Source organism: Saccharothrix sp. HUAS TT1 (genome assembly GCF_040744945.1).
Classification (GTDB): Bacteria; Actinomycetota; Actinomycetes; order Mycobacteriales; family Pseudonocardiaceae; genus Actinosynnema.
In genome coordinates this window covers 4,995,798-5,020,012 of sequence record NZ_CP160453.1, presented here as the reverse complement: position 1 = coordinate 5,020,012, position 24,215 = coordinate 4,995,798, and the positions used below count along the sequence as shown (strand labels likewise).

Here is a 24,215-nt window from a genome sequence, read left to right as displayed (position 1 = left end):
TCCGGGGTCCTGTGTGGCCGGTGGTCTCCGGCCGGTGGCCCGGTTTTCCTTGCCGTGGAACCAACATAGGCACCACGCGGTGCGCGCTCAACGGTTCGCGGACCGATTGCCTGAACTTGCAACCAGGCTCGTCGGGCGCATGTCGGTCCAGGTGCGCTCGACGTGGGACAGGCACTCCTGGCGGCTCTCCGGGCCGAGCGCGGTGGTCCAGCCGGCGGGCACCTCGGCGAACGCGGGCCACAGCGAGTGCTGGCCCTCGGCGTTGACCAGCACGAGGTAGCTCAGGTCGTCGTTCTCGAAGGGGTTGGTCACGGTCGGTGTCCTTCCGGTGAGGACGCGCGGCGCAGCGCGTCGGCGAGCACGCGGCCGATCTCGGCCAGCGGTTCGGGTCGGGTCATGTCGTTGTGCCGGGCCGCCACGTCGTGGCGCACCACGCCGTCGACGTGCGGCGCCCAGCGGTCCGGTGCGGGGCTGTCGGGCAGGCCCTGGTCGTGCGCGGCGACGAACAGCAGCACGTCGCCGGTGACGCGGCCGGGCACGTGCTCGCGGGCGAGCCGGGTGTTGTTGGCGAAGACCTCGTACAGGCCGGTCAGGTGCTGCTCGGTCAGCTCGCCGAACACGCCGTCCTGCGCGCTGAGCAGTTCGGCGATGCGGGCCCGGTCCAGCGGATCATCGCCGACCGCGGCGCGGTCGTAGCCCGCCAGGTCGAGCAGCGCGCCGAACAGCTCGTCGGCGTCGAGGAAGGCGCCGGGCAACCGCTCGTCGCCGAGCTTGGGGAACGAGTCCAGCATCGCCAGCACGGCGACCTCCTCCCCCTCGCCCTGCAGCCGCCGGGTCACCTCGTGCGCGACGAGGCCGCCGAACGACCAGCCGAGCAGGTGGTAGGGCCCGTGCGGCTGCACCTCGCGGATGCGCGCCAGGTACTCGTCGGCGACGTCGGCGACCGTGCCGGGCAGCGCGCCGCCGGGCGCGTCCATGCCGCGCGACTGCAGCGCGTACACCGGCCGGTCGGGGCCGAGGTGGCGCAGCAGGCCCGCGTAGGACCAGCCGAAGCCGCTGGCCGGGTGCACGCAGAACAGCGGCGGCAGGGACCCGCCCCGGCGCAGCGGCAGCAGCACGTCGAACGCGCCGCCGGCGTCCTCGCCCAGGCGCCCGGCCAGCTCGGCCGCGGTCGGCGTCTCGAACAGGCTGCGGATCGCCAGGTCCACGCCGAACGTGGCCCGCACCCGGCTGATCAGCTTCGTCGCCAGCAGCGAGTGGCCGCCCAGGTCGAAGAACCCGTCGTCGATGCCGACCGACGGCAGGCCGAGCACTTCGGCGAACAGCTCGCACAGCACCCGTTCGCGCTGGTCGCGCGGCGCGCGCCCGGCGGGGGCCGAGTCGGCGCCGGGCGCGGGCAGGCCGCGCCGGTCCAGCTTGCCGTTGGGGGTCAGCGGCACCTCGTCCAGCGCCACGAACGCCGAGGGCACCATGTACTCGGGCAGCGCGGCGGCGGCGTGGGCGCGCAGGGCGGCCGGGTCGGTCGTGCGGCCGGGTTCGGCGACCACGTAGGCCACCAGGCGCTGGTCGCCGGGCCGGTCCTCGCGGACGACCACCGCGGCGCGGTGCACGTCCGGGTGCCCGGCGACGACGGTCTCGATCTCGCCCAGCTCCACCCGGAAGCCGCGCAGCTTGACCTGGTCGTCCACCCGGCGCAGGAAGTGCAGGGTGCCGTCGGCGTTCCAGCGGACCACGTCGCCGGTGCGGTACATCCGGCTGCCGTCGCCGTCGAACGGGTTGGCGACGAACTTCGCCGCGGTCGCGCCCGGCCGGTTGTGGTAGCCGCGGGCCAGGCCGTTGCCCGCCACGTACAGCTCGCCGGGCACGCCGACCGGCACCGGCCGCAGCCGCTCGTCCAGCACGTAGAGCCGGGTGTTGTCGAGCGGGCGGCCGATGGGCAGCGGGCCGGGCGGGATGACCTCGCCGGGCTCGATGCGGTGCTCGGTGCAGTTCACCGTGGTCTCGGTGGGGCCGTACATGTTGTAGACCGCGGCGCCGGGGTGGTCGCGCCGCCACTCGTCCACCAGCTCGCCCAGCAGCAGCTCGCCGCCCAGCAGCAGCTCCGCGCTCGGCGAGAACTCGTCGGGCAGGGCGTGCAGCAGCGGCAGGTGGCTCGGCGTCGCCTTGAGGAACGTGGCGGGCCTGCGCCGCAGCTCGGCCAGGACGCGCGGGTCGGCGTCGTCCAGCGAGGTGGTCAGCACCGTGCCGCCGACGACCAGCGGCACGTACAGGCCGGTCACGGTCAGGTCGAACGAGATCGGCGAGTGCAGCACGGTCACGCCGCGCACGCCGGTGTAGTCGCGGCCCGCGAACACCAGGTAGTCGGTGAGCGAGCGGTGCTCGACCACGACGCCCTTGGGCTTGCCGGTGGACCCGGAGGTGTAGATGACGTACGCCGGGTCGTTGGGCGCGGGCGGGTCGCCGGGGTCGGTGTCGTCCAGCGCGGCCAGCCGGGCGGCCACCGCCGGGTCGTCCACCAGCAGCCGGGGGCAGTCGGCCACGGCCAGCCGCGGCGCCAGCGCCGAGTCGGTGACCAGCAGCAGCGGGTCGGTGTCGCCGAGCATGTGCGCGATGCGGTCGGCCGGGTAGTCCGGGTCGACCGGCACGTACGCCGCACCCGCCCGCAGCGCGCCGAGCAGCGCCACCACCAGGTCCGCCGAACGCGGCAGGGACACCGCGACGAACCGCTCCGGCCCGGCGCCGTGCTCGCGCAGCAGCCGGGCGAACCGGTTGACCCGGCGGTCCAGCTCCGCGTAGTCCAGCTCGACGCCCCGGTCCCACACCGCGGGCGCGTCGGGGGTGCGCGCCACCTGCGCGGCGAACAGCTCCGGCAGGCTCAGCTCGGGCACCTCGGTGGCCGTGTCGTTCCACTCCGCCAGCAGGAGGCGCCGCTCGGCGTCGTCCAGCAGCTCGACCGAGCCGATGGCGGCGTCCGGGTCGGCGGCCAGCGCGGTCAGCAACCGCACCAGCCGGGTGGCGATCGAGGCGACCGTGCCCGCGTCGAACAGGTCGGTGGCGTAGGAGATCCGCCCCGCCAGGCCCGCGGGCAGGCCGTCGGCGTCGCGCTGCTCGGCCAGGTTGACGGTCAGGTCGAACTTGGCCGCCCCGGTGTCCGGCGCGACCGCCGAGATGACCAGGCCGGGCAGCTCGAACGCGGTGTCCAGGTGGTGCTGGAAGCTCAGCACCACCTGGAACAGCGGGTGCCGCGACAGCGAGCGCTCCGGGTTGAGCGCTTCGACCAGGCGCTCGAACGGCACGTCCTGGTGCGCGAACGCGGCCAGGTCGGTGTCGCGCACCCGGGCCAGCAGCTCCCGGAACGTCGGGTCGCCGGAGGTGTCGGTGCGCAGCACCAGGGTGTTGACGAAGAAGCCGACCAGCTCGTCCAGCGCCTCGTCGGAGCGGCCGGCGACCGGCGAGCCCAGCGGGATGTCGGTGCCGCCGCCCAACCGGGTCAGCAGCGCCGACAGACCGGCCTGCACCACCATGAACAGGCTGGTGTGGCTGGTGCGCGCCAGGTCGGCCAGCGCGGTGTGCAGGTCGGCGCCCAGCTCCAGCGGCACCGACTCGCCGCGGTGGCTCGGCCGCGCCGGGCGCGGCCGGTCCACGGGCAGGTCCACCTGGTCGGGCAGGCCGGCCAGGGCGGTGCGCCAGTGCTCCAGCTGGCGGGCCAGCGGCGAGCCCGGCCGGTCCGGGTCGCCGAGCACGTCGCGCTGCCACAGCGCGAAGTCCGCGTACTGCACGGGCAGCTCGGGCAGCTCCGGCTCCATGCCCGCGCCGCGCGCCGAGTAGGCCCGGGCCAGGTCGCGGGCCAGCGGCGCGGCGGACGCGCCGTCACCCGCGATGTGGTGCAGCACCAGCACGAGCACGTGCCGGTCGTCGGCCACCTCGAACAGCGTCGCGCGCAGCGGCAGCTCGCTGGTCAGGTCGAAGCCGCGGCGGGTCTCGGCGCGCACCCGCTCGTCCAGGTCGTCGCCGGTCACCACCACCTCGGCCAGCTCCGGGCGGACGTCCAGCACGACCTGGTGCGGCTCGCCGTCGACCTCGGGGAACAGCGTGCGCAGGCTCTCGTGGCGGGCCACCACGTCGCGCAGCGCGGTGCGCAGCGCGTCGCGGTCCAGGTCCCCGTCCAGGTTCAGCACCAGCGGGATGTTGTAGGTGCCCGCGCCGTCCTCCAGGCGGTTGAGGAACCACAGCCGGCGCTGGGCGTGCGACAGCGGCACCCGGTCCGGCCGCTCGGCGGGCCGCAGCGGCGGGCGGGTGTCGTCGCCGACCTCCAGGGCGCCCGCCAGGCCCGCCACCGTCGGCGCCTCGAACACCCGGCGGACCGGCAGCTCGACGCCGAACACCGACCGCACCCGGTTGACCAGGCGGGTGGCCAGCAGCGAGTGCCCGCCCAGGGCGAAGAAGTCGTCGTCCACGCCCACCGAGGGCACGCCGAGCACTTCGGCGAACACCGTGCACAGCACCTCTTCCCGCGGGGTGCGGGCGGCGCGGCCGGTCCCGGCGGCGAAGTCCGGCTCGGGCAGGGCGCGCCGGTCCACCTTGCCGTTGGGCGTCAGCGGGAACTCGTCCAGCACGACCACCGCCGAGGGCACCATCGCCTCGGGCAGCAGCGCGCCCACGTGGTCCCGCACCGCCGCAGCGAGCACGCCGGCGGCGGGCGGCGCGACCACGTAGCCGACCAGCCGGGTCTGGCCGGCGGCGTCGGCGCCGGTGGTGACCACCGCGTCGGTGACGCCGGGCACCTGCCGCAGCGCCGCCTCCACCTCGCCCAGCTCGATGCGCTGGCCGCGGATCTTGACCTGGTGGTCGCGGCGGCCCAGGAAGTCCAGCTGGCCGTCCCGGCGGCGGCGCACCACGTCGCCGGTGCGGTAGAGCCGCGCGCCGGGCGTCGAGGAGAACGGGTCGGGCACGAACGCGCGCGCCGTCTTCACCGGGTCGGCCAGGTAGCCGTGGCCCACGCCGACGCCGCCCACGTACAGCTCGCCCGCCACGCCCGGCGGCACCGGCGAGCCGTGCTCGTCCATCACGTACAGGGTCGTGTTGCGCACCGCGCGGCCGATCGGCACGCCGGTCAGCTCCACCCCGGAACGGGCGGTGAGCACGGCGTGCGTCACGTCGTCCGAGCACTCGGTCGGCCCGTAGGCGTTGACCAGCGGCACGCCGGGCTCGCGGGCGAACCAGCGCTCGCAGGTGCGGGCGGGCAGCGCCTCGCCGGTGACCATCAACCACCGCAGGTCCGGCAGCGGCTCCACCGCCGCGCCCGCGTCCCACGCGTCCAGCGCGGTGCGCAGCAGCGACGGCACCACCTCCAGCACGGTCACCCGCTCGCGGGAGCTCAGCGCGAACAGCGCCGCCGGGTCGAGCGCGGTGTCGTCGCCGACGATCCTGGTCGTGCCGCCCGCCACCAGCGCGGCCAGCATCTGCCACACCGAGATGTCGAACGTCAGCGGCGCGTTCTGCACCAGCGAGTCGGTCTCGGTCAGCGCCAGGTCCTCGACCTTGGCCAGCAGGTGGTTGACCATGCCCGCGCGGTGCACCATCGCGCCCTTGGGCCGGCCGGTCGAGCCGGAGGTGAAGATGACGTAGGCCAGGTCGTCCGGCCCGCCGTGCACCGGCAGCAGGTCCGGGTCGGCCCCGCCGTCGAGCACCAGCACCTCGACACCGGTGCCCGCCGCCAGGTCCAGCGCCTGCCCGGCCCGCTCGGGGGTGGTGAGCAGCCAGCGCGCGCCGCTGTCGGTGAGCAGGGACGTGGCCCGCTCGCGCGGGGCGCGGGGGTCCAGCGGCACCCAGGCCGCGCCCGCGCCCAGCACGCCGAGCACCGCGGTGGGCACCCTGGCGTCGCGGTCGGCGAGCACCGCCGCCAGCGCGCCGGCCCGCGCGCCGCGCTCGACCAGCAGCCGGGACAGGTGGTTGGCCCGCTCGACCAGCTCGGCGTAGGTCACCACCGCCTCGTCGTCCACCAGGGCGACGGCGTCGGGCCGCAGCGCCGCGTGCAGGCGGACCTGCTCCACCACGCCGACCACGTCGTCGTCGCGGCGGGTCGCGTTCCACTCGACCAGCACCTGCACGCGCTCGGCCTCGTCGAGCAGTTCGATGTCGGAGATCGGCTGGTCCGGGTCGGCGACGGCGGCGGACAGCAGCCGGGTGAACCGGTCGGCCAGCCGGCGGGCGGTGTCGTCGTCGAACAGGTCCAGCGCGTAGTCGAGGCGGCCGGTGATGCCGCCGCCGGGCCGCTCGGTGAGGTCCAGCGACAGGTCGAACTGGGCGGCGTGCGCCCCGACCTGCTCCACGGTGACGCCCAGGCCCGGCAGCGCCAGCTCGGCGTCGGTGTTGTTCTGCAGCACCAGCAGCACCTGGAACAGCGGGTTGTGCGCCATCGTCCGGACCGGGTTGAGCACTTCGACCAGCCGCTCGAACGGCAGGTCCTGGTGGGCGTAGGCGGCCAGGTCGGCGTCGCGGACGCGGTCGAGCAGCCGGCCGAACGACGGGTCGCCCGAGGTGTCGGCGCGCAGCACCAGCGTGTTGACGAAGAAGCCGACCAGCTCGTCCAGCGCGTCGTCGGTGCGGCCCGCGATCGGCGAGCCGATCGGGATGTCCGTGCCCGAGCCCAGCCGGGTCAGCAGCGCCGACAGGCCGGTCTGCAGCACCATGAACAGGCTGGCGCGGTGCGCGCGGGCCAGGTCGGCCAGCGCCCGGTGCAGTTCGGCGGGCACGTCGAAGGACAGCGTGCCGCCGCGCAGGCTCGCCACCGGCGGCCGGGGCCGGTCGCCCGGCAGCTCCAGCGCCTCGGGCAGCCCGTCCAGCGCCGCGCGCCAGAACCGGACCTGCTGGGCGATCGCGCTCTCCGGGTCCTCCTCGCGGCCCATGACCTCGTGCTGCCACAGGCTGTAGTCCGCGTACTGCACGGGCAGCGGCGCGAGTTCCGGCGCCCGGCCCGCGGTGCGGGCGGTGTAGGCGGCGGAGAAGTCGCGCGCCAGCGGCGCCATGGACCAGCCGTCGCCCGCGATGTGGTGCAGCACCAGCAGCAGCAGGTGCTCGTCGGCGGCGACGCGCAGCAGGTGGGCGCGCAGCGGCGGGTCCACCGCCAGGTCGAACCCCTCGGCCACGGCGGCGCGGGCGTGCGGCAGCACCTCGTCCTCGGTGACCTCGACCAGTCGCACGGCCGGGGTCGCGGCGTCGGCGTCGAGCACCACCTGGTGCGGTTCGCCGTCGTGCTCGGGGAACACCGTGCGCAGGCTCTCGTGCCGCCGCACGACGTCCCGCAGCGCGGCGTCCAGCGCCACGGGGTCCAGCGCGCCGCGCAACCGCAGCGCGATCGGGATCTTGTAGGGCGAGTCGGCGCCCTCCAGCCGGTTGAGGAACCACAGCCGCCGCTGGCCGTAGGACATGGGCACGTGCTCGGGCCGTTCGACCACGCGCAGCGCCTGGCGGGCGGCGCGGGCCTGGCCGAGCGCCTTGACCAGGCCGGCGGGCGTCGGGTTCTCGAACAGGGTGCGCACCGCGATCTCGACGCCGAACGCCGACCGCACCCGGCTGACCAGGCGGGTGGCCAGCAGCGAGTGCCCGCCCAGGGCGAAGAACCCGTCGTCCACGGTCACCTCGGGCACGCCGAGCACTTCGGCGAACAGACCGCAGAGGATTTCCTCCTCCGGGGTGCGCGGCGCGCGACCGGCGCCCGCGGCGGACAGGTCCGGCGCGGGCAGGGCGCGGCGGTCGAGCTTGGCGTTGGCGGTCAGCGGCAGCGCGTCCAGCGCGACGAACGCCGAGGGCACCATGTACTCGGGCAGCGCGGCGGTGGCGTGCTCGCGCAGCGCGGCGACGTCCACCTCCGCGTCGGCCACGGTGTAGGCGACGATCCGCTTGTCGCCCGGCCGGTCCTCCCGGACGATCACCGCGACCTGCGCCAGACCGGGGAACCGGGCCAGCGCGGCCTCGACCTCCCCCAGCTCGATCCGGAAGCCGCGCACCTTGACCTGCTCGTCGGCGCGGCCCAGGAACTCCAGGTCGCCGTCGGCGTTCCAGCGCACCAGGTCGCCGGTGCGGTACATGCGCTCGCCGAGCGGCGCGCCGGACGCGGTGGTGAACGGGTCCGCGACGAACCGCTCGGCGGTCAGCGCGGGCAGGTCCAGGTAGCCGCGGGCCAGGCCCGCGCCCGCGATGTACAGCTCGCCCGCCGCACCGGGCGGCACCGGCCGCAGGTGCGGGTCCAGCACGTGCAGCCGCATGTTGTCCAGCGGCCGTCCGATCGGGACGGTCGTGGGCAGGGCGTCGCCGGACCGCACGAAGTGGTGGGTGGCGAACGTGGTCGTCTCGGTCGGGCCGTAGCCGTCGCCGAACACCAGGTCCGGCGCGGCGTCCAGGACGCGGCGCACGGTGGCGGGCGGCACGACGTCACCGCCGGACCACACCTCCCGCACCCCCGCGAAGCACTCGGGGTGCTCCTCGGCCAGCAGCCGGAACAGGCCCGCGGTCAACCACAGGCCGGTGACGCCCGCCGACGCGATCACCCCGGCCAGCTCGCGCACGTCCAGCTCGCCCGCCGGCGCGACGACCAGCTCCCGCCCGGACAGCAGCGGCACCCACAGCTCGTAGGTGGAGGCGTCGAACGCGTGCGGCGAGTGCAGCAGGACCCGGTCGTGGTGGGGGCCGTCCCAGGCGCCGTCGCGGGCCAGGCTCAGCACGTCGAAGTGGGTGACCGCGACGCCCTTGGGCGTGCCGGTGGACCCGGACGTGTACATGACGTAGGCCAGGTCGCGGGGGTGCGGCCGCACGCCGGGGTCGCCCGCGGGGAAGCCGTCCTCGGTGTCGAGCACGTCGAGCACCACCGCGTCGTGCGCCAGGCCGCGGTCGCCGTCGTCGACCAGCAGCGCGGCGGCGCGGGTCTGCGCCAGCACCGCTTCGAGGCGGGCGCGCGGGCTGCGACCGTCCAGCGGCACGTACGCCGCGCCCGCCTTGAGGATCGCGAGCGTGGACACGACCAGCTCCACCGACCGCTCCTGGAGCAGGGCGACGTGGTCGCCGGGCCGCACCCCGGCCGCGACGAGCCGGTGCGCGCGGCGGTTGGCGCGCTCGTCCAGCTCGCGGTAGGTGATCTCGACGCCGCCGGCGATCAGCGCGGTGCGGTCGGGCGTGGCGGCGGCCTGCTCGGCGAACGCGGTCGGCACGCCGCCGACCGGCTCCGGCCGCACGGCGCCGTGCCGCGCGGTGAGCAGGGCGCGCTCGTCGTCGGTGAGCACGTCCACCAGGCCGACCCGGCGGTCCGGCGCGGCCAGCACGAGGTCGAGCAGGCCGAGCAGGCGGCGGGCCAGCAGGTCCGCGGCGCCCGGACCGAGCAGGTCGGGCCGGTGGTTGAGGTCGAGCCGCAGCCGGTCGCCGGGCACGACGACCAGCGACAGCGGGTAGTGCGTGGCGTCGCGCGCCTCGACGGCGGTCGCGCTCAGCCCGCCGGGCAGGGCCATGCCCCCGGTGTCCAGCGGGTAGTTCTCGAACACGACCAGGGTGTCGAACAGCTCGCCGAGGCCGACCAGCTCCTGCACCTCGGTGAGGCCGACGTGCTGGTGCGCCATCAGCTCCGACGCCTGCGCCTGCAGCCGGGCCAGCAGCCCGGCGACGCTCTCGGCCGGGTCGAGCCGCACCCGCACCGGCAGGGTGTTGATGAACAGGCCGATCATCGACTCGACCCCGGGCACCTCCGCCGGGCGGCCGGAGGAGGTCGCGCCGAACACCACGTCGGTGCGGCCGGTGACCCGGGCCAGCAGCAGGCCCCACACGCCCTGCACGAGCGTGTTGAGCGTGACGCCGCAGGCGCGGGCGCGGGCGGTGAGCGCGGCCGTGGTGGTCGCGGGCAGGTCGAGGGTCAGCGTGTCGGGCAGCGCGGGCTGCCGCCGCCCCGACGGGCCGAGCAGGGTCGGCTCCGAGACGCCGTCCAGGGCCGCGGTCCACGCGGCGGTCGCGGCGGCGCGGTCGGCGGCGACCAGCCAGCGCAGGTAGTCCGCGAACGGGGTGACCGGCGGCAGCGGCGCGCCGTCGTAGGCGGCGAACAGCTCGCGCATCAGCAGCGGCGCGGACCAGCCGTCGAGCAGCAGGTGGTGGTTGGTCAGCACGACGCGGTGCCGGTCGCGGCCCAGGCGCAGCGCGGTGAACCGCAGCAGCGGCGGCCGGGCCGGGTCGAAGCGCCGGGCCCGGTCGGCGGCCAGCAGCTCCTCGGCGCGCGCGTCGGGGTCGTCCTCCTCGGACAGGTCCACCTCGGTCCACGGCGCCTCGACGCCGCGCGGCACGAACTGCACCGGCTCGCCGAGGCCCTCGTGCAGGAAACCGGCGCGCAGCACGTCGTGCCGGTCCAGCACCACTTGGGCGGCCCGGCGCAGCGCGGCGGTGTCCAGCTCGCCCGCCAGGTCCAGCACGAGCTGCACGGTGTAGACGTCCGCGCCGTCGGCGTCGTAGGAGGCGTGGAACAGCAGGCCGCGCTGCAACGAGGACAGCGGCAGCACGTCGACCAGGTCGCCGCCGTGCTCCTCCACCGCCTCCACCTCGGTCTGGGTCAGCCGCACCAGCGGCAGGTCCGACGGGGTGCGCCCGCCGTCCCGCAGGCCGGCCAGCCGCTCCAGCGCGCGGGTCCACGCGGCGGCCAGCTCGCGGACGTCGTCCTCGGCGAGCAGGTCGCCGGGCCAGGCGAAGGTCGCGGTCAGCTCGGGGCCGTCCGCGCCGTCGCGGGTCAGGGCGTCCACCGACAGCACGTGCGGCACGGGCGCGTCGGCGTCCACGCCGCCGCCCAGCACACCCGCCTCGGGCGCGGCGGTCCAGTCGCCCCCGTCCGGCGTGGCGAACCGGCCCAGGTAGTTGAACCCGACCTGCGGCACGGGCAGCGCGGCGAGCACGGGCGCGGTGTCGGGGTTGAGGTGGCGCAGCAGGCCGTGGCTCAGCCCGCCGGGCGCCGACCGCACCTGCTCCTTGACGCGCTTGAGCGCGCTCGCGACGTCGGCGGGGTCGCCCGCGTCCAGCCGCACCGGGCGGGTGGCGGTGAACCAGCCGACCGTGCGGGACAGGTCCACGCCGGTCAGGCCGTGCGCGTCCTCCTCGCGGCCGTGGCCCTCCAGCTGCACCAGCAGCCCGCCGACGCCGCCGCGCCACTCGGCGACGGCCAGCGCCAGCGCGGTCAGCAGCACGTCGTCCGGCCCCGCGTGGAACGCGGTCGGCACGGTGGTCAGCAGCGGCGCGGTGGTGGCGGCGGGCAGCGCGACCTCGATGCGGCGGCCGACGCCCGCGGTGTCGCGGGCCGGGTCCAGGGGCCGGTCGGCCAGCGGGGCGTCGCCGCCCTCCAGCACGCGGGTCCACTCGTCCAGCCCGGCGACGACGGCGGGCGCGGTGGCCAGCCCGGTCAGGTGCTCGGCCCAGCGGCGCAGGGACGTGCCGACCGGCGCGGGCTCGCCCCCGCCGAACGCGGTGGCCAGGTCCTCGGTCAGCACCCGCCACGACACGCCGTCCACGACCAGGTGGTGGGCCACCAGCAGCAGCCGGCCGGGCTCGGCGCCGCGGTCGAACCACACCGCGCGCACCACCCGCGCCCGCTCCGGGGCCAGCCACCGCCGCGCCGCCTCGCCCTGCTCGACGACCGCCGCCCGCAGCGCCGCGTCGTCCAGCGCGGTCGCGTCGACCCGGACGACCTCGGCGGTCGCCGAGCCGCGCGGCCCGGCCTCCAGCGCCCAGTGGTCGCCGGTGCGGGTCAACCGCAGCCGCAGCGCGTCGTGGTGGTCCACCAGGGCGCGGAACGCGGCGGTGAGCCGGTCGTGGTCGGCGTCGGCGGGCACGCGCAGCAGCACCGACTGGTGGAACGAGTCGATCGGGCCGCCGCGCTCGCGCAGCCAGTCCACGATCGGCGTGAGCGGCACCGGGCCGACGCCCGCGTCCGGGGCCTCGGCCACGGCCTGCTCCGCGCCGCCCGCGACGGCGGCCAGCCGCTCCGCGGTGCGGTGCTCGAACACCTGCTTGGGCGTGATCACCACGCCGGCGCGGCGGGCCCGGCCGACGAGCTGGATGGACACGATGCTGTCGCCGCCCAGCTCGAAGAACGAGTCGTGCACGCCGACCGACGGCACGCCCAGCACCTCGGCGAACACCTCGCACAGCACCTGCTCGGCGTGCGTGCGCGGCGGTCGCCCGGTCGGGCCCGCGGCGGCGGTGTGCGCGGGCGCGGGCAGCGCGGCCCGGTCCACCTTGACGCCGTTGGCGGTCAGCGGCAGCTCGTCCAGCAGCACGAACGCGGCCGGGACCAGGTGCTCGGGCAGCCGGGAGGCGACGTGCTCGCGCAGCCCCAGCGGGTCGGGCCCGGCGGCCGGGGCCACCGGGTGGGCGGGCACGGCGTAGGCGACGAGCTGCTTCACGCCGGGTCGGTCCTCGCGGGCCACCACGACTACCCGCGCGACGGACGGGTGCTCGGCGAGCACCGCCTCGATCTCGCCCAGCTCGACCCGGAAACCGCGGATCTTCACCTGGTCGTCCACCCGGCCCAGGTGCTCCAGCGAGCCGTCGGCGCGCCGGCGCACCACGTCACCGGTGCGGTAGGCCCGTTCGCCCGGCCCGCCGGTCGGGTCGGCCACGAACCGCTGCGCGGTCAGGCCCGGCCGGTCCAGGTAGCCGCGCGCCAGGCCCGCGCCCGCCACGTACAGCTCGCCCGGCTGCCCGACCGGCACCGGCTGGAGGTTGGCGTCCAGCACGTGCGCGCGGGTGTTCCACAGCGGGCTGCCGATCGGCGGGGTCTCCCCCGCGACCAGCGGCTCGCTGAACGTCGCGGCCACCGTGGTCTCGGTCGGGCCGTAGGCGTTGATCATCGTGCGGCCCGGCGCCCACGCGGCGACCAGCTCCGGCGGGCAGGCGTCGCCGCCGACCACCAGGGTGCGCAGCGCGGGCAGCGGCACGAGCGGCACGGTGGCCAGCGCGGCGGGCGGGATCAGGGTGTGCGTGATGGCCTGCTCGCGCAGCACCTCGGCCAGCTCCTCGCCGACCAGCGGCCCGGCGGGCGGCACGACCAGCGCCGCGCCGCCGCGCAGCGCCATGCACAGCTCCAGCACGGAGGCGTCGAAGCTGGGCGAGGAGAACTGCAGCACCCGGTCGCCCGGTCGCACGTCGAACCGCTCGACCTCGCTCGCGGCGAAGCTCGCCAGGCCGGCGTGGGTGACCAGGACGCCCTTGGGCGTGCCGGTCGAGCCGGAGGTGTAGATCAGGTACGCCGGGTGCTCCGGCCGCAGCGGCGCGACGCGGTCGGCGTCGGTCGGCGGGTGCGCCGGGAAGCCGTCGGTCAGGCCGGGCTCGTCCAGCACCACCGCGCCCGGGACCCGGTCGGCGCGGGCGGCGTCGGTCAGCACGGCGCGCGGGCGGGCGTCGTCGAGCAGGAACGCCACGCGCTCGGCCGGGTAGGCCGGGTCGACCGGCAGGTACGCGCCGCCCGCCTTGGCGACGGCGAGCGCGGCCACCACCAGGTCCGCCGAGCGGGGCAGCAGCAGCGCGACGACGTCCTCGGGGCCGACGCCGCGCGACACCAGCAGGTGCGCCAGGCGGTTGGCCCGCTCGTCCAGCTCGGCGTAGCGCAGCTCCACCCCTTCGCCGACGAGGGCCACCGCGTCCGGGTGGGCGGCGGCGGTGTCCTCCAGCAGCTGCGGCAGCGTGCGGACCGGGATGTCGCGGGCGGTGTCGTTCCAGCCGCGCACCAGCTGCTCGCGCTCCCGCGCGCCCAGCACGTCGAGGCGGCCGACCAGCCGGTCCGGGTCGGCGATCACGGTGTCCAGCAGCCGGCGCAGCCGCTCCAGCACCACGGCCGCCGCGGGCGCGCCCACCAGGTCGGGCCGGTGGTCCAGGCGCAGGGTCAGCTCCGCGCCGGGGATCACGACCAGGGTCAGCGGGTAGTGCGTCGAGTCGCGGCCGCGGACGTCGGCCATCCGCAGCCCGGTGCCGGTCAGCTCCAGGGCGGACGGGTCGAGCGGGTAGTTCTCGAACACCACGAGCGTGTCGAACAGCTCGCCCGCGCCGTGCACGCCCTGGATCTCGGCCAGGCCGAGGTGCTGGTGCTCCAGCAGCGCGGCCTGCTCGCGCTGCACGTCCTCCAGCAGGCCGCCCAGCCCCCGCTCGGGGTGGGTGCGCACCCGCACCGGCACGGTGTTGATGAACAGGCCGATCATCGACTCGACGCCGGGCAGGTCGGCGGGGCGGCCGGAGACCGTGGCGCCGAACACGACGTCGTCGCGGCCGGTCAGGCGGGACAGCAGCAGCGCCCACGCGGTCTGCACGACGGTGTTGAGCGTGACGCCGTGCGCGCGGGCGGCGCGCTGCAGCCGACCGGTCAGCTCCTCGGTCAGGCTCAGCGACACCTGCTCGGCGGGCACCGCGACGCGGGCCGGGTCGGCGGGCGCGACCAGCGTCGGCTCCGCCAACCCGGCCAGGGCGTCGCGCCACGCGGCGCGCGCGGCCTCGCGGTCCCGGCGGCCGAGCCAGGTCAGGTGCTCCCGGTAGGGCGTGACCGGCGGCAGGGTCGCGGCGCTGCCGCCGGCCGCGTAGGCGGTGAACAGCTCGCGCACCACCAGCGGCATGGACCAGCCGTCGAGCAGGATGTGGTGGTTGGACACCACGAGCCGGTACCGCTCGACGCCCAGCCGCACCAGGGTCAGCCGCAGCAGCGGCGGCGCGGTCAGGTCGAAGCGGGTGGCGCGGTCGCGCTCCAGCAGCTCCTCCAGCGCGGCGCCCTGGTCGTCCACGTCGGACAGGTCTGCCTCGTGGAACGGCGTCGGCACCTCCCGCGAGACCACCTGCACGGCCTGGCCGCTCTTGCGGCGGCGGAACCCGGCGCGCAGGTTGGCGTGCCGCCGCAGCAGCGCCGCCAGCGACTCGCGCAGCACGGCGGCGTCCACCGGCCCGGTCAGCTCGAAGGAGAACTGGACGGTGTAGACGTCGGGGGCCTGCTCGTCGTAGAGGGCGTGGAACAGCATGCCCTCCTGCAACGGCGACAGCGGCAGAACGTCCTCGACCCGCGATTGCCTCACTGCGACATCTCCCACTCTGCGTCCAAGTCGTCTTCGAACTCGTCGATCTCGTCCTGGCTCAGGGAGTCCAGGGTCAGGTCCGACGGGCTGTGCCCGCCCGCGTCCGGGTCCGCGGCGTGCGCCACCAGCGCCGCCAGCGCCCGGTCGAAGCCGGTGGCCAGCGCCACCACGTCGTCGTGCCGCAGCAGGCCCGCGGGCCACGCCCAGTCCACGACCAGCCGGGGGCCGTCCGCGCCGTCTCTCGTCACGGCGTTGACCTCCAGGGCGTGCGGCAGGCGGGCGCCGGGGTCGGCGCCGCCGCCGAGGCCGTCGCCCTCGGGTGCCGGGGCCCAGTCCGCCGCGTCGGGCGCCGGGAAGCGGCCCAGGTAGTTGAACCCGACCTGCGGCACGGGCAGCGCGGCCAGCGCGGGCGCGGTGCCGGGGTTCAGGTGGCGCAGCAGGCCCCAGCCGAGCCCCCCGGCGGGCAGGGCCCGCAGCTGCTCCTTGACCCGCTTGAGCGCCCGGCCCGCTTCCGGGCCCGCCGCCCACAGCTCGTCCCAGTCGGCCACGGCGGCGTCCAACCGGGCCGGGTGCAGGCCGGTGAACCAGCCGACGGTGCGCGACAGGTCCGTGCCCGCGACCTCCTCGCGGCCGTGCACCTCCAGGTCCACCAGCAGGTGGCCGGGGCGGTGCTGCGCGGCGGCGACGGCCAGCGCGGTCAGCAGCACGTCGGTGACGCCCGCGTGGAACGCGGCGGGCACCGAGGTCAGCAGCGGTTCGGTGAGACCGGGCGGCAGCTCGGTGGTGTGGTGGCGCAGGGTGGACACCACGTCGACGGCCGGGTCCAGCGGCCGGTCGGCCAGCGGCGCGTCCGGCTCGGCGAGCACGGCGGCCCAGGCGGGCGCCTCGTCGGCCCGTTCGGCGGCCAGCCCGGCCAGGGTGCGGGTCCAGGTCCGGTAGGAGGTGCCCACCGGCGGCAGCTCGGCGTCGCGGCCCGCGGCGGCGGCGTGCCAGGCCGCCGTCAGGTCCGGCACCAGCACCCGCCACGACACGCCGTCCACGACCAGGTGGTGCAGCAGCACGAGCAGGCGGCCCTGGTCGGCCCCCGCGTCGAACCACACGACCCGGGCCATCACCGGGTCGGCCGGCGCCAGCCCCCGGCGCGCCTCGTCGGCGTGCCGGGCCACGTCGAACCCGCCGCGCGCGTCCACCCGGCGCACCAGGCGGGCCGCGTCCACCGCGCCCGGCGGCAGCACCTCCAGCACGCCGTCGGCCAGCCGGGTGCGCAGCGCGTCGTGGTGGTCCAGCAACGCTTGCACGGCGGTGGTCAGGTGGTCGAGCCCGAGGCCCGGCGGCACCCGCAGCAGCATCGACTGGTGGAAGCCGTCGAGCGGGCCGCCGCGCTCGAACAGGGCGGCGGCGATCGGCAGGGGCTCGTACCGGCCGACGCCCGCGCCGGGTTCCTCCCGCACGGCGGTGTCGGCGCCGACCTGCCCGGCGACGGCGGCGAGCGCGGCGACCGTGCGGTGGGTGAAGACGTCCCGCGGCGTGAAGGCCAGGCCCGACGCCCGCGCCCGGCTGACCAGCTGGATGGACAGGATGCTGTCGCCGCCCAGGTCGAAGAAGCCGTCGTCCGGGCCGACCGAGGGCAGGCCGAGCACGGCGGCGACCAGGGAGCACAGCAGCTCCTCGGTGACGGTGGCCGGCGCGCGGCCGGAGCGGGAGCGGAACTCCGGCGCGGGCAGGGCGCGGCGGTCCAGCTTGCCGTTGGGCCCCACCGGGAACTCCGCCAGCAGCACCACCGCGGCGGGCACCAGGTGCTCGGGCAGCACGTCGGCCAGCCGGGCGCGCAGCGCGTCCGGGTCGGGGTCGTGCCCGGCCTCCGGGGTGGCGTAGCCGACGAGCCGCTTCGCGCCGCCGTCCTCGCGCACCACCACCGCGGCGTGCGTGACCTCGTCGAACGCGGCCAGCGCCGCCTCGATCTCGCCCAGCTCGATGCGGAACCCGTTGACCTTGACCTGGTCGTCGGCGCGGCCGAGGTAGTCCAGCGAGCCGTCCGGCCGCCACCGGGCGATGTCGCCGGTGCGGTACATCCGGTCGCCGGGCGCGCCGAACGGGTCGGCCACGAACCGCTCCGAGGTCAGGCCCGGCCGGGCCAGGTAGCCGCGGGCGAGCTGGACGCCGGTCAGGTACAGCTCCCCCGCGACGCCCGGCGGCACCGGCCGCAGGCAGGCGTCCAGCACGCGCAGGCCGGTGTTCCAGACCGGGCGGCCGATCGGCACCGACGTCAGCGCCTCGTCGGGCGCGCACTGCCACTCGGTGACGTCCACCGACGCCTCGGTCGGCCCGTAGAGGTTGTGCAGCTCGACGCGGGGCAGGACGGCGAAGAACCGGTCGCGCAGGTCCGCGCCGAGCGCTTCGCCCGAGCAGATCACCCGGCGCAGGCCGGCGGCGTCGGCGGGGTCGGCGTGCAGCAGGAACGCGTGCAGCATCGAGGGCACGAAGTGCAGGGTGGTGATGCCGGAGTCGCGCACCAGGCGGGACAGGTACACCGGGTCGCGGTGCCCCTCCGGCTTGGCCACCACCAGCGCCGCGCCGGTGATCAGCGGCCAGAAGAACTCCCACACCGAGACGTCGAACCCGGACGGCGTCTTCTGCAGCACGCGGTCGGTGCCGTCGAGGCGGTAGCGGTCCTGCATCCACAGCAGCCGGTTGACGATGCCGTGGTGCGGCACCAGCACGCCCTTGGGTCGGCCGGTCGAGCCCGAGGTGTAGATGACGTAGGCGGTGTCGGCGGGCCGCAGCGGCGAGGTGCGGTCGGCGTCGGTGACGTCGGCGCGGGAGCACCCGGCCAGCAGCGGGTCGAGGTCGCCCGGGTCGAGCAGCAGCGTCGGTGCGCCGGTGGCGGGCAGCGCGTCCTCGACCGCGCGGGTGGTCAGCAGCACGGCGGGGTCGGCGTCGCCGAGCAGCAGCGCGATGCGGTCGGCCGGGTAGCCGGGGTCGATCGGCAGGTAGGCCGCGCCCGCCTTGTGCACCGCGTGCAGGGCGACGATCAGCTCCAGCGACCGCGGCACCGCCAGCGCCACCAGCCGCTCCGGACCCGCGCCGCGGGCGATGAGCAGCCGGGCCAGGCGGTTGGCGCGGGCGTTCAGCTCCGCGTAGGTCAGGGTGTGGCCCTCGAAGACGACGGCCACCGCGTCCGGGGTGCGCGCGACCTGCGCCTGGAACAGCGCGGGCAGCGTGGTCCCGTCGACCGGGTGCGCGGTGTCGTTCCAGCGGTGCAGCACCAGGTGCCGTTCGGCGGCGGACAGCGCGTCGAGCCGCCCGACCGGCGCGTCCGGGTCCGCGACCACCGCGTCGAGCACCCGCCGGAACCGGGAGACCAGGCGGTCCGCGACGGCCGGGCGCACCCGGTGGTCCAGCCGGAACGACAGCCGCGGGCCGGGCACGGCGATCAGCGACAGCGGGTAGTGCGTGGTGTCGCGGGCCGCCACGTCGGCGACAGAGAGGCCCGCGCCGGGGTCGAGGGCGGTGGGGTCGAGCGGGTAGTTCTCGAACACCACCAGCGAGTCGAACAGCTCGGCGTGCCCGGCCGCGCGCTGCACCTCGGCCAGGCCGAGGTGCCGGTGGTCGGTCAGGGCCAGCTGCTCGCCCTGCACGCGGGCCAGCAGCCCGGAGACCGTCTCGGCCGGGTCGAGCCGCACCCGCACCGGCAGGGAGTTGATCAGCAGGCCGACCACGGACTCGACGCCGGACAGCTCGGCGGGGCGGCCGGAGGCGGTGGCGCCGAAGACCACGTCCGAGCGGCCGGTGTGCGCGGCCAGCAGCAGGCCCCAGGCGGCCTGGACGACGGTGTTGGCGGTCAGGCCGCGGGCCCGGGTGAGCGCGTCGAGGCGGTTGGTCTGCTCCTCGGTGAGCGCGAACGCGATGGTCTCCGGCTCGCGGGCGACGACGGCCCCCGACTCGCCGCCGGCGCCCGGCTCGCGACCGATGGCGGTCCCGGGCTCGCGGACGGCAACGGCCTCGCCGACCGCCACCAGCGTCGGCTCCTCCAGCCCGGCGAGCGCGGTCCGCCACGCGGCGCGGGCGGCGTCGCCGTCCCGGTCGACCAGCCAGCCCAGGTAGTCCCGGTACGGCGTGGCCGGTGGGACCGGGCGGCCGGCGTAGCGGGCGAACAGCTCCGTCGCCAGCAGCGGCATCGACCAGCCGTCGAGCAGCACGTGGTGGTTGGTCAGCACGAGCCGGTGCCGGTCGGCGGCGAACCGGAGCAGGGTCAGCCGCAGCAGCGGCGGCGCGGCGAGGTCGAACCCGGCGGCCCGGTCGGCCTCGGCCACCGCGGTCGCGTCGTCCTCGGTGGACACCGGGACCTCGCGCCACGGCAGCACGACGTGCCCCGGCACGGCGACCACCGGCGCGGGCAGCCCGTCGTGGACGACCGCGGCCCGCAGGTTGGGGTGCCGGTCCAGCAGCGCCTGCGCGGCGTCCCGCAGGCGGTCCGCGTCCAGCGCCCCGACCAGGTCGAAGGTGAACTGGACGGTGTAGGCGTCCTCGCCGTCGTCCAGCATCGCGTGGAACAGCAGGCCCTGCTGCAGCGGCGCGGGCGGGAACACGTCGACCAGGCCGGGCACGGCGCGCTCCAGCGCGGTGACGTGCTCCTGCTCCAGCCGCACCAGCGGCAGGTCCGACGGGGTGAGGCCGCCGCTGCCGGGCCGGGCGGCGTGCTCGGCCAGCGCGCGCAGGGCGGCGGTCCAGCGGTCGGCCAGCCGCCGCACGTGCCGCTCGGGCAGCAGGTCCGCGGCCCACGTCCAGGTGGCCGCCAGCTCGGGGCCGTTCGCGCCGTCGCGGACCAGGGCGGTGACCTCGACGGCGTGCGCCAGGGGCAGCTCGGCGTCCGCGCCGGGCGCCAGCCCCTGCGCGGTGACGGCCCAGTCCTGTTCGCCCGCGGCGATCCGGCCCAGGTAGTTGAACCCGACCTGCGGCACGGGCAGCGCGGCCAGTTCCGGCGCGGCGGCCGGGTCCAGGCGCCGGAGCACGCCGAAGCCGAAGCCGTGGTCGGGCGCGGCGCGCAGCTGCTCCTTGACCCGCTTGAGGACGCCACCCGCCGCCGGGCCGCCGGCGAACGCGCCGGCCACGTCCGCGCCGGTGAGGTCGAGGCGCGCCGGGTGCAGGCTGGTGAACCAGCCGACCGTGCGGGTCAGGTCCGTGCCGGGCAGCTCCTGGCGGCCGTGGCCCTCCAGGTCGACCAGCAGCGCGTCGCGGTCCTCGGCGAAGGCCAGGGCGAGCGCGGCGAGCAGCACGTCGTCCAGCCGGGCGCGGAACGCCGCGGGCACGTCGAGCAGCGCGCGGGTGAGGTCGGCGGTCAGGGCGACGGCCAGGTCGCGGCCGGTGCCGGTGGTGTCGCGGGCGTCGAGCGGGCGGTCGCCGAGCAGCGGGTCCGGTCCGGACAGCACCTGCCGCCAGTGCGGCAGCTCGGCGCCGCGGTCCTGCCCGGCGACCAGTTCCGACCAGCGGCGGTAGGACGTGCCGACGGGTTGCGGCGCCCGGCCGGCGCAGGCGGCGGCCAGGTCCTCCAGCAGCACCCGCCACGACACGCCGTCCACCAGCAGGTGGTGGGCGACCAGCAGCAGCCGGCCGGGCCGGTCCGGCCCGCCGTCGAGGAACAGCGCCCGCAGCGTCGGGCCGGTGTCGGGGCGCAGCTCGTCCACCGCCTCCAGGGCGAGGGCGGCGACGTCGGCGTCCGGGGAGACCGACCGCACGCACTCGTCGACGTCGACCGCGCCGACCGGCAGCACCTCCAGGCCCCACTCGGCGGACTCGGCGGGCCGGGACACCCGCAGCCGCAGCGCGTCGTGGTGGTCGAGCAGCACCCGCACGGCCTCGCGCAGCTCCTCGAACCGCAGCCCCGCCGGGGTGCGGACCAGGATCGACTGGTTGACCGCGTCGACCGCCGGGCCGCGCTCGCGCAGCCACCGCACGATCGGCAGCGGTGTCACCGGGCCGGTGCCCTCGTCCGGCTCCGGGGCCTGCGCGGTGGTGGCCCGCGCCACCACCGCCAACCGCTCGGGCGTCGGGTGGGCGAACACGTCGCGCGGGGTCAGCTCGACCCCGGCGGCCCTGGCCCGCGCGGCGAGCTGGATGGACACGATGCTGTCGCCGCCCAGGTCGAAGAACCCGTCCTCGGGCCCGACCGCGGTCACGCCGAGCACGTCGGCGAACAGGCCGCACAGCAGCGCTTCCAGCTCGGTGGCCGCCTCCCGGCCGCCGCCGCCCGCGAACTCCGGGGCGGGCAGGGCGCGCCGGTCGAGCTTGCCGTTGGAGTTGAGCGGCAGGGCGTCGAGGGTGACGAACGCGGCCGGGACCATGTACTCGGGCAGCGCGGCGGCGGCGTGCGCGCGCAGCACCCCGTGGTCGGCGGAGCCGTCCGCCGGGACGACGTAGGCCACCAGCTGCTTGACGCCGGGCGCGCTCTCCCGGACCACGACGGCCACCGCGCCGACCGAGCCGTGCCGCGCCAGCACGGCCTCGACCTCGCCCAGCTCGATGCGGAACCCGCGCACCTTCACCTGGTCGTCGGCGCGGCCCAGGTACTCGACCTCGCCCCGCTCGTTCCACCGGGCGATGTCGCCGGTGCGGTACATCCGGTCGCCGGGCGCGCCGAACGGGTCGGCCACGAACCGCTCCGAGGTCAGGCCCGGCCGGTTGAGGTAGCCGCGGGCGAGGCCCGTGCCGGACAGGTACAGCTCGCCGGTCGCGCCCGGCGGCACGGGGCGCAGCGCGGCGTCGAGCACGTGCGCGCGGGTGTTGGCCAGCGGGCGGCCGATGGGCGGCGCGGCGCGCACGTCCCGCCCGCCGGAGTACCAGGCGGTGGCGTAGACGGTGTCCTCGGTCGGCCCGTAGATGTTGGCGACCTCGGCGCCGGGGATCGCGGTCAGCACGTCCCGCACGGCGCGCAGCGACAGGCCCTCGCCCGCCAGGACCACCAGGTCCGCCTCCACCCGCACCCCGCCGTGCGCGAGGACCTGGGCGAACGCCGACGGCACCGCGCTGACCAGGGTGCCGCTCCACCGCCCGTCCGGGCGCTCGGTCAGCGCGAGCAGGTCGCGCACCACCTCGATGCAGCCGCCGCTGCACAGCGGCCCGAACAGCTCGAACACCGACACGTCGAAGTTGAGCGAGGTCGACGCCAGGACCCGGGCCATGCGCTCGGGGCGGATGTCCGCCACCGCCCAGGCCACCAGGTCGACCACGCTGCGCTGCGACACCAGCACGCCCTTGGGGCGGCCGGTCGAGCCCGAGGTGTGGATGACGTAGGCCGGGTGGTCGGGCAGCAGCGCGGCGAGCCGGTCGGCGTCGGTCAGGTCGTGCCCGGACAGCCCGTCGTCGGGCGGCAGGTCGTCGGGCGGCAGGTCGTCCAGCACCAGCACCGGCAGCCCGTCGGGCAGCGGCACGCCAGCGTCGGCCGAGGTGATCGCCAGCGCCGGCGCGGCGTCGTCGAGCACCAGCGCGATGCGGTCGGCCGGGTGGTGCGGGTCGACCGGCAGGTACGCGCCGCCCGCCTTGAGCACCGCCAGCAGCGCCACCACCAGCTCCGCCGAGCGCGGCAGGGCCAGGGCCGTGAACGACTCCGGCCCGACGCCGCGCCGCACCAGCTCGCGGGCCAGGCGGTTGGCCCGGCTGTTCAGCTCGGCGTAGGTCAGGGTGCGGTCCTCGAAGACGACGGCCGGCGCGTCCGGGGTGCGCGCGGCCTGCGCCTCGAACAACCCGGGCAGCGTGCCCGCGGGCGCCGCGTCGTCGGTGTCGTTCCAGTCGGCGATCCGGTCCCGCTCGGCGGCGGTCGCCAGGGCCACCCGGCCGAGGGGTCCGGCCGGGTCGGCGGCGAGCAGCGCGTCCAGCAGCACCGCGAACCGGTCGGCCACCTCCCGCGCCGCGTCGTCGTCGTAGAGGCCGGGGTGCAGGTCGAACGACAGGTCCAGCCCACCGCCCGGGGCCCGGCCGTCCACCACCAGCGTGAGGTCGTCCACCGGTCCGCCCGCCAGGTTCACCGCGCGGCCCGGCGCACCCGCGAAGTCCAGCGGCTGGTCGAGCAGGACGATGTTGACCTGCGGGCCGAGCAGGCGCGTCCCGCCGGCGACCAGGCCCAGGTCGCGGCGCAGGTCCTCGTAGCGGTAGCGCTGGTGGCGCACCGAGGAGCGCAGCGCGGCGGCGGTGTCGCGCAGGTAGTCCAGCAGCGGTGTCGCGGGGTGCGGGCGCAGCCGCACGGGCACGATGTTGGACACCATGCCGGGCATCGCCGCGGACCGGGGCGTGCGGGCGGCCGCCGGCAGGCCGAGCAGGACGTCGGTGGTCCCGGTGAGCCGGCCGAGCTGCAGCCCCAGCACCGAGACCAGCACCGACGGCCAGCTGACCTCCGCCTCGCGGGCCAGGTCGCGCACGGCGGCGACGGCGCCGGGGTCGAGGTGGGCGCGGAGCTTGCGCGGCAGGGCGGGCTTGTCCGGCGCCACCGCCGACAGGCCGACCGGTTCGGGGCGGTCGGCCAGCACCGCGCGCCAGTGCTCCCGGTCGCGCTCGAACTTCGCGGAGGCGCGGTAGTCGTCCTCGTGCCGCAGCAGGTCGGCCACCGCGGGGAACGCCCGCGGCTCGACCCGGCCGTCCCGCGCCAGCGCGGTGTACACCTCGGCTACGCGCGCCTCGACCAGCGCGGTCGTCGCGCCGTCGACCACCACGTGGTGGTAGCGCGCGAACCAGCGGGAACCGCCCGCGGCCAGGCGCAGCAGGGCGAACTCCACCAGCTCGGTCATCGGCCGGGCCAACCGGCGGCGGGCCCACGCGTCGGCCTCGGCGGCGTCGGCCAGGTCGACGGCCTCGACCGGGAAGTCCACTTCGGACCGGACCACCTGCCCGGCCCGCGGTTCGCCGTCCACCACGGCGATGCGCAGCGCCTCGACCTCGCGCACCACGGTGTTCAACGCGGTGGTGAGCAAGGTGTGGTCCAGCGTGGAATCCACTTCGACGACCTCGGCGACGCAGTACACCGCGTTGTCGGGGTCCAGCGACTGCGCGAACCGGATGCCCTCCTGGGCTGGTGTCAGCGCGAGCCGTTCGATGGGTTCACCGGTCATCTCTGCAGTCCTCCGCTTCGCGGCGTTGGCTCCGCCGTGGACGGTG

At 76.6% G+C, this 24,215-nt stretch carries 3 protein-coding genes; all 3 read right to left on the bottom strand.

What is annotated here, in order from left to right:
• Nucleotides 1-87: 87 nt before the first annotated feature.
• Genes AB0F89_RS23245 through AB0F89_RS23235 form a run of 3 tightly spaced genes read right to left on the bottom strand, consistent with a single transcriptional unit; the run spans nucleotide 88 to nucleotide 24,169 of the window.
• Nucleotides 88-312, bottom strand: a complete 225-nt coding sequence (locus AB0F89_RS23245; RefSeq protein WP_367127669.1) for an MbtH family protein — start codon at nucleotides 310-312, stop codon at nucleotides 88-90.
• Complete coding sequence (locus tag AB0F89_RS23240; RefSeq protein ID WP_367127668.1) at nucleotides 309-15,071, bottom strand: amino acid adenylation domain-containing protein; 14,763 nt, start codon at nucleotides 15,069-15,071, stop codon at nucleotides 309-311. Before AB0F89_RS23240 ends, AB0F89_RS23245 begins: the two co-directional genes overlap by 4 nt.
• Nucleotides 15,068-24,169 (bottom strand): amino acid adenylation domain-containing protein, encoded by a 9,102-nt coding sequence (locus AB0F89_RS23235; protein WP_367127666.1) that lies wholly within the window; start codon nucleotides 24,167-24,169, stop codon nucleotides 15,068-15,070. Before AB0F89_RS23235 ends, AB0F89_RS23240 begins: the two co-directional genes overlap by 4 nt.
• Between the last annotated feature and the right edge of the window lie 46 nt (nucleotides 24,170-24,215).

Bases quoted from the DNA above. Each gene is read 5' to 3' on its own strand.
- AB0F89_RS23235 (WP_367127666.1), bottom strand. From the start codon at position 24,169: ATGACCGGTGAACCCATCGAACGGCTCGCGCTGACACCAGCCCAGGAG.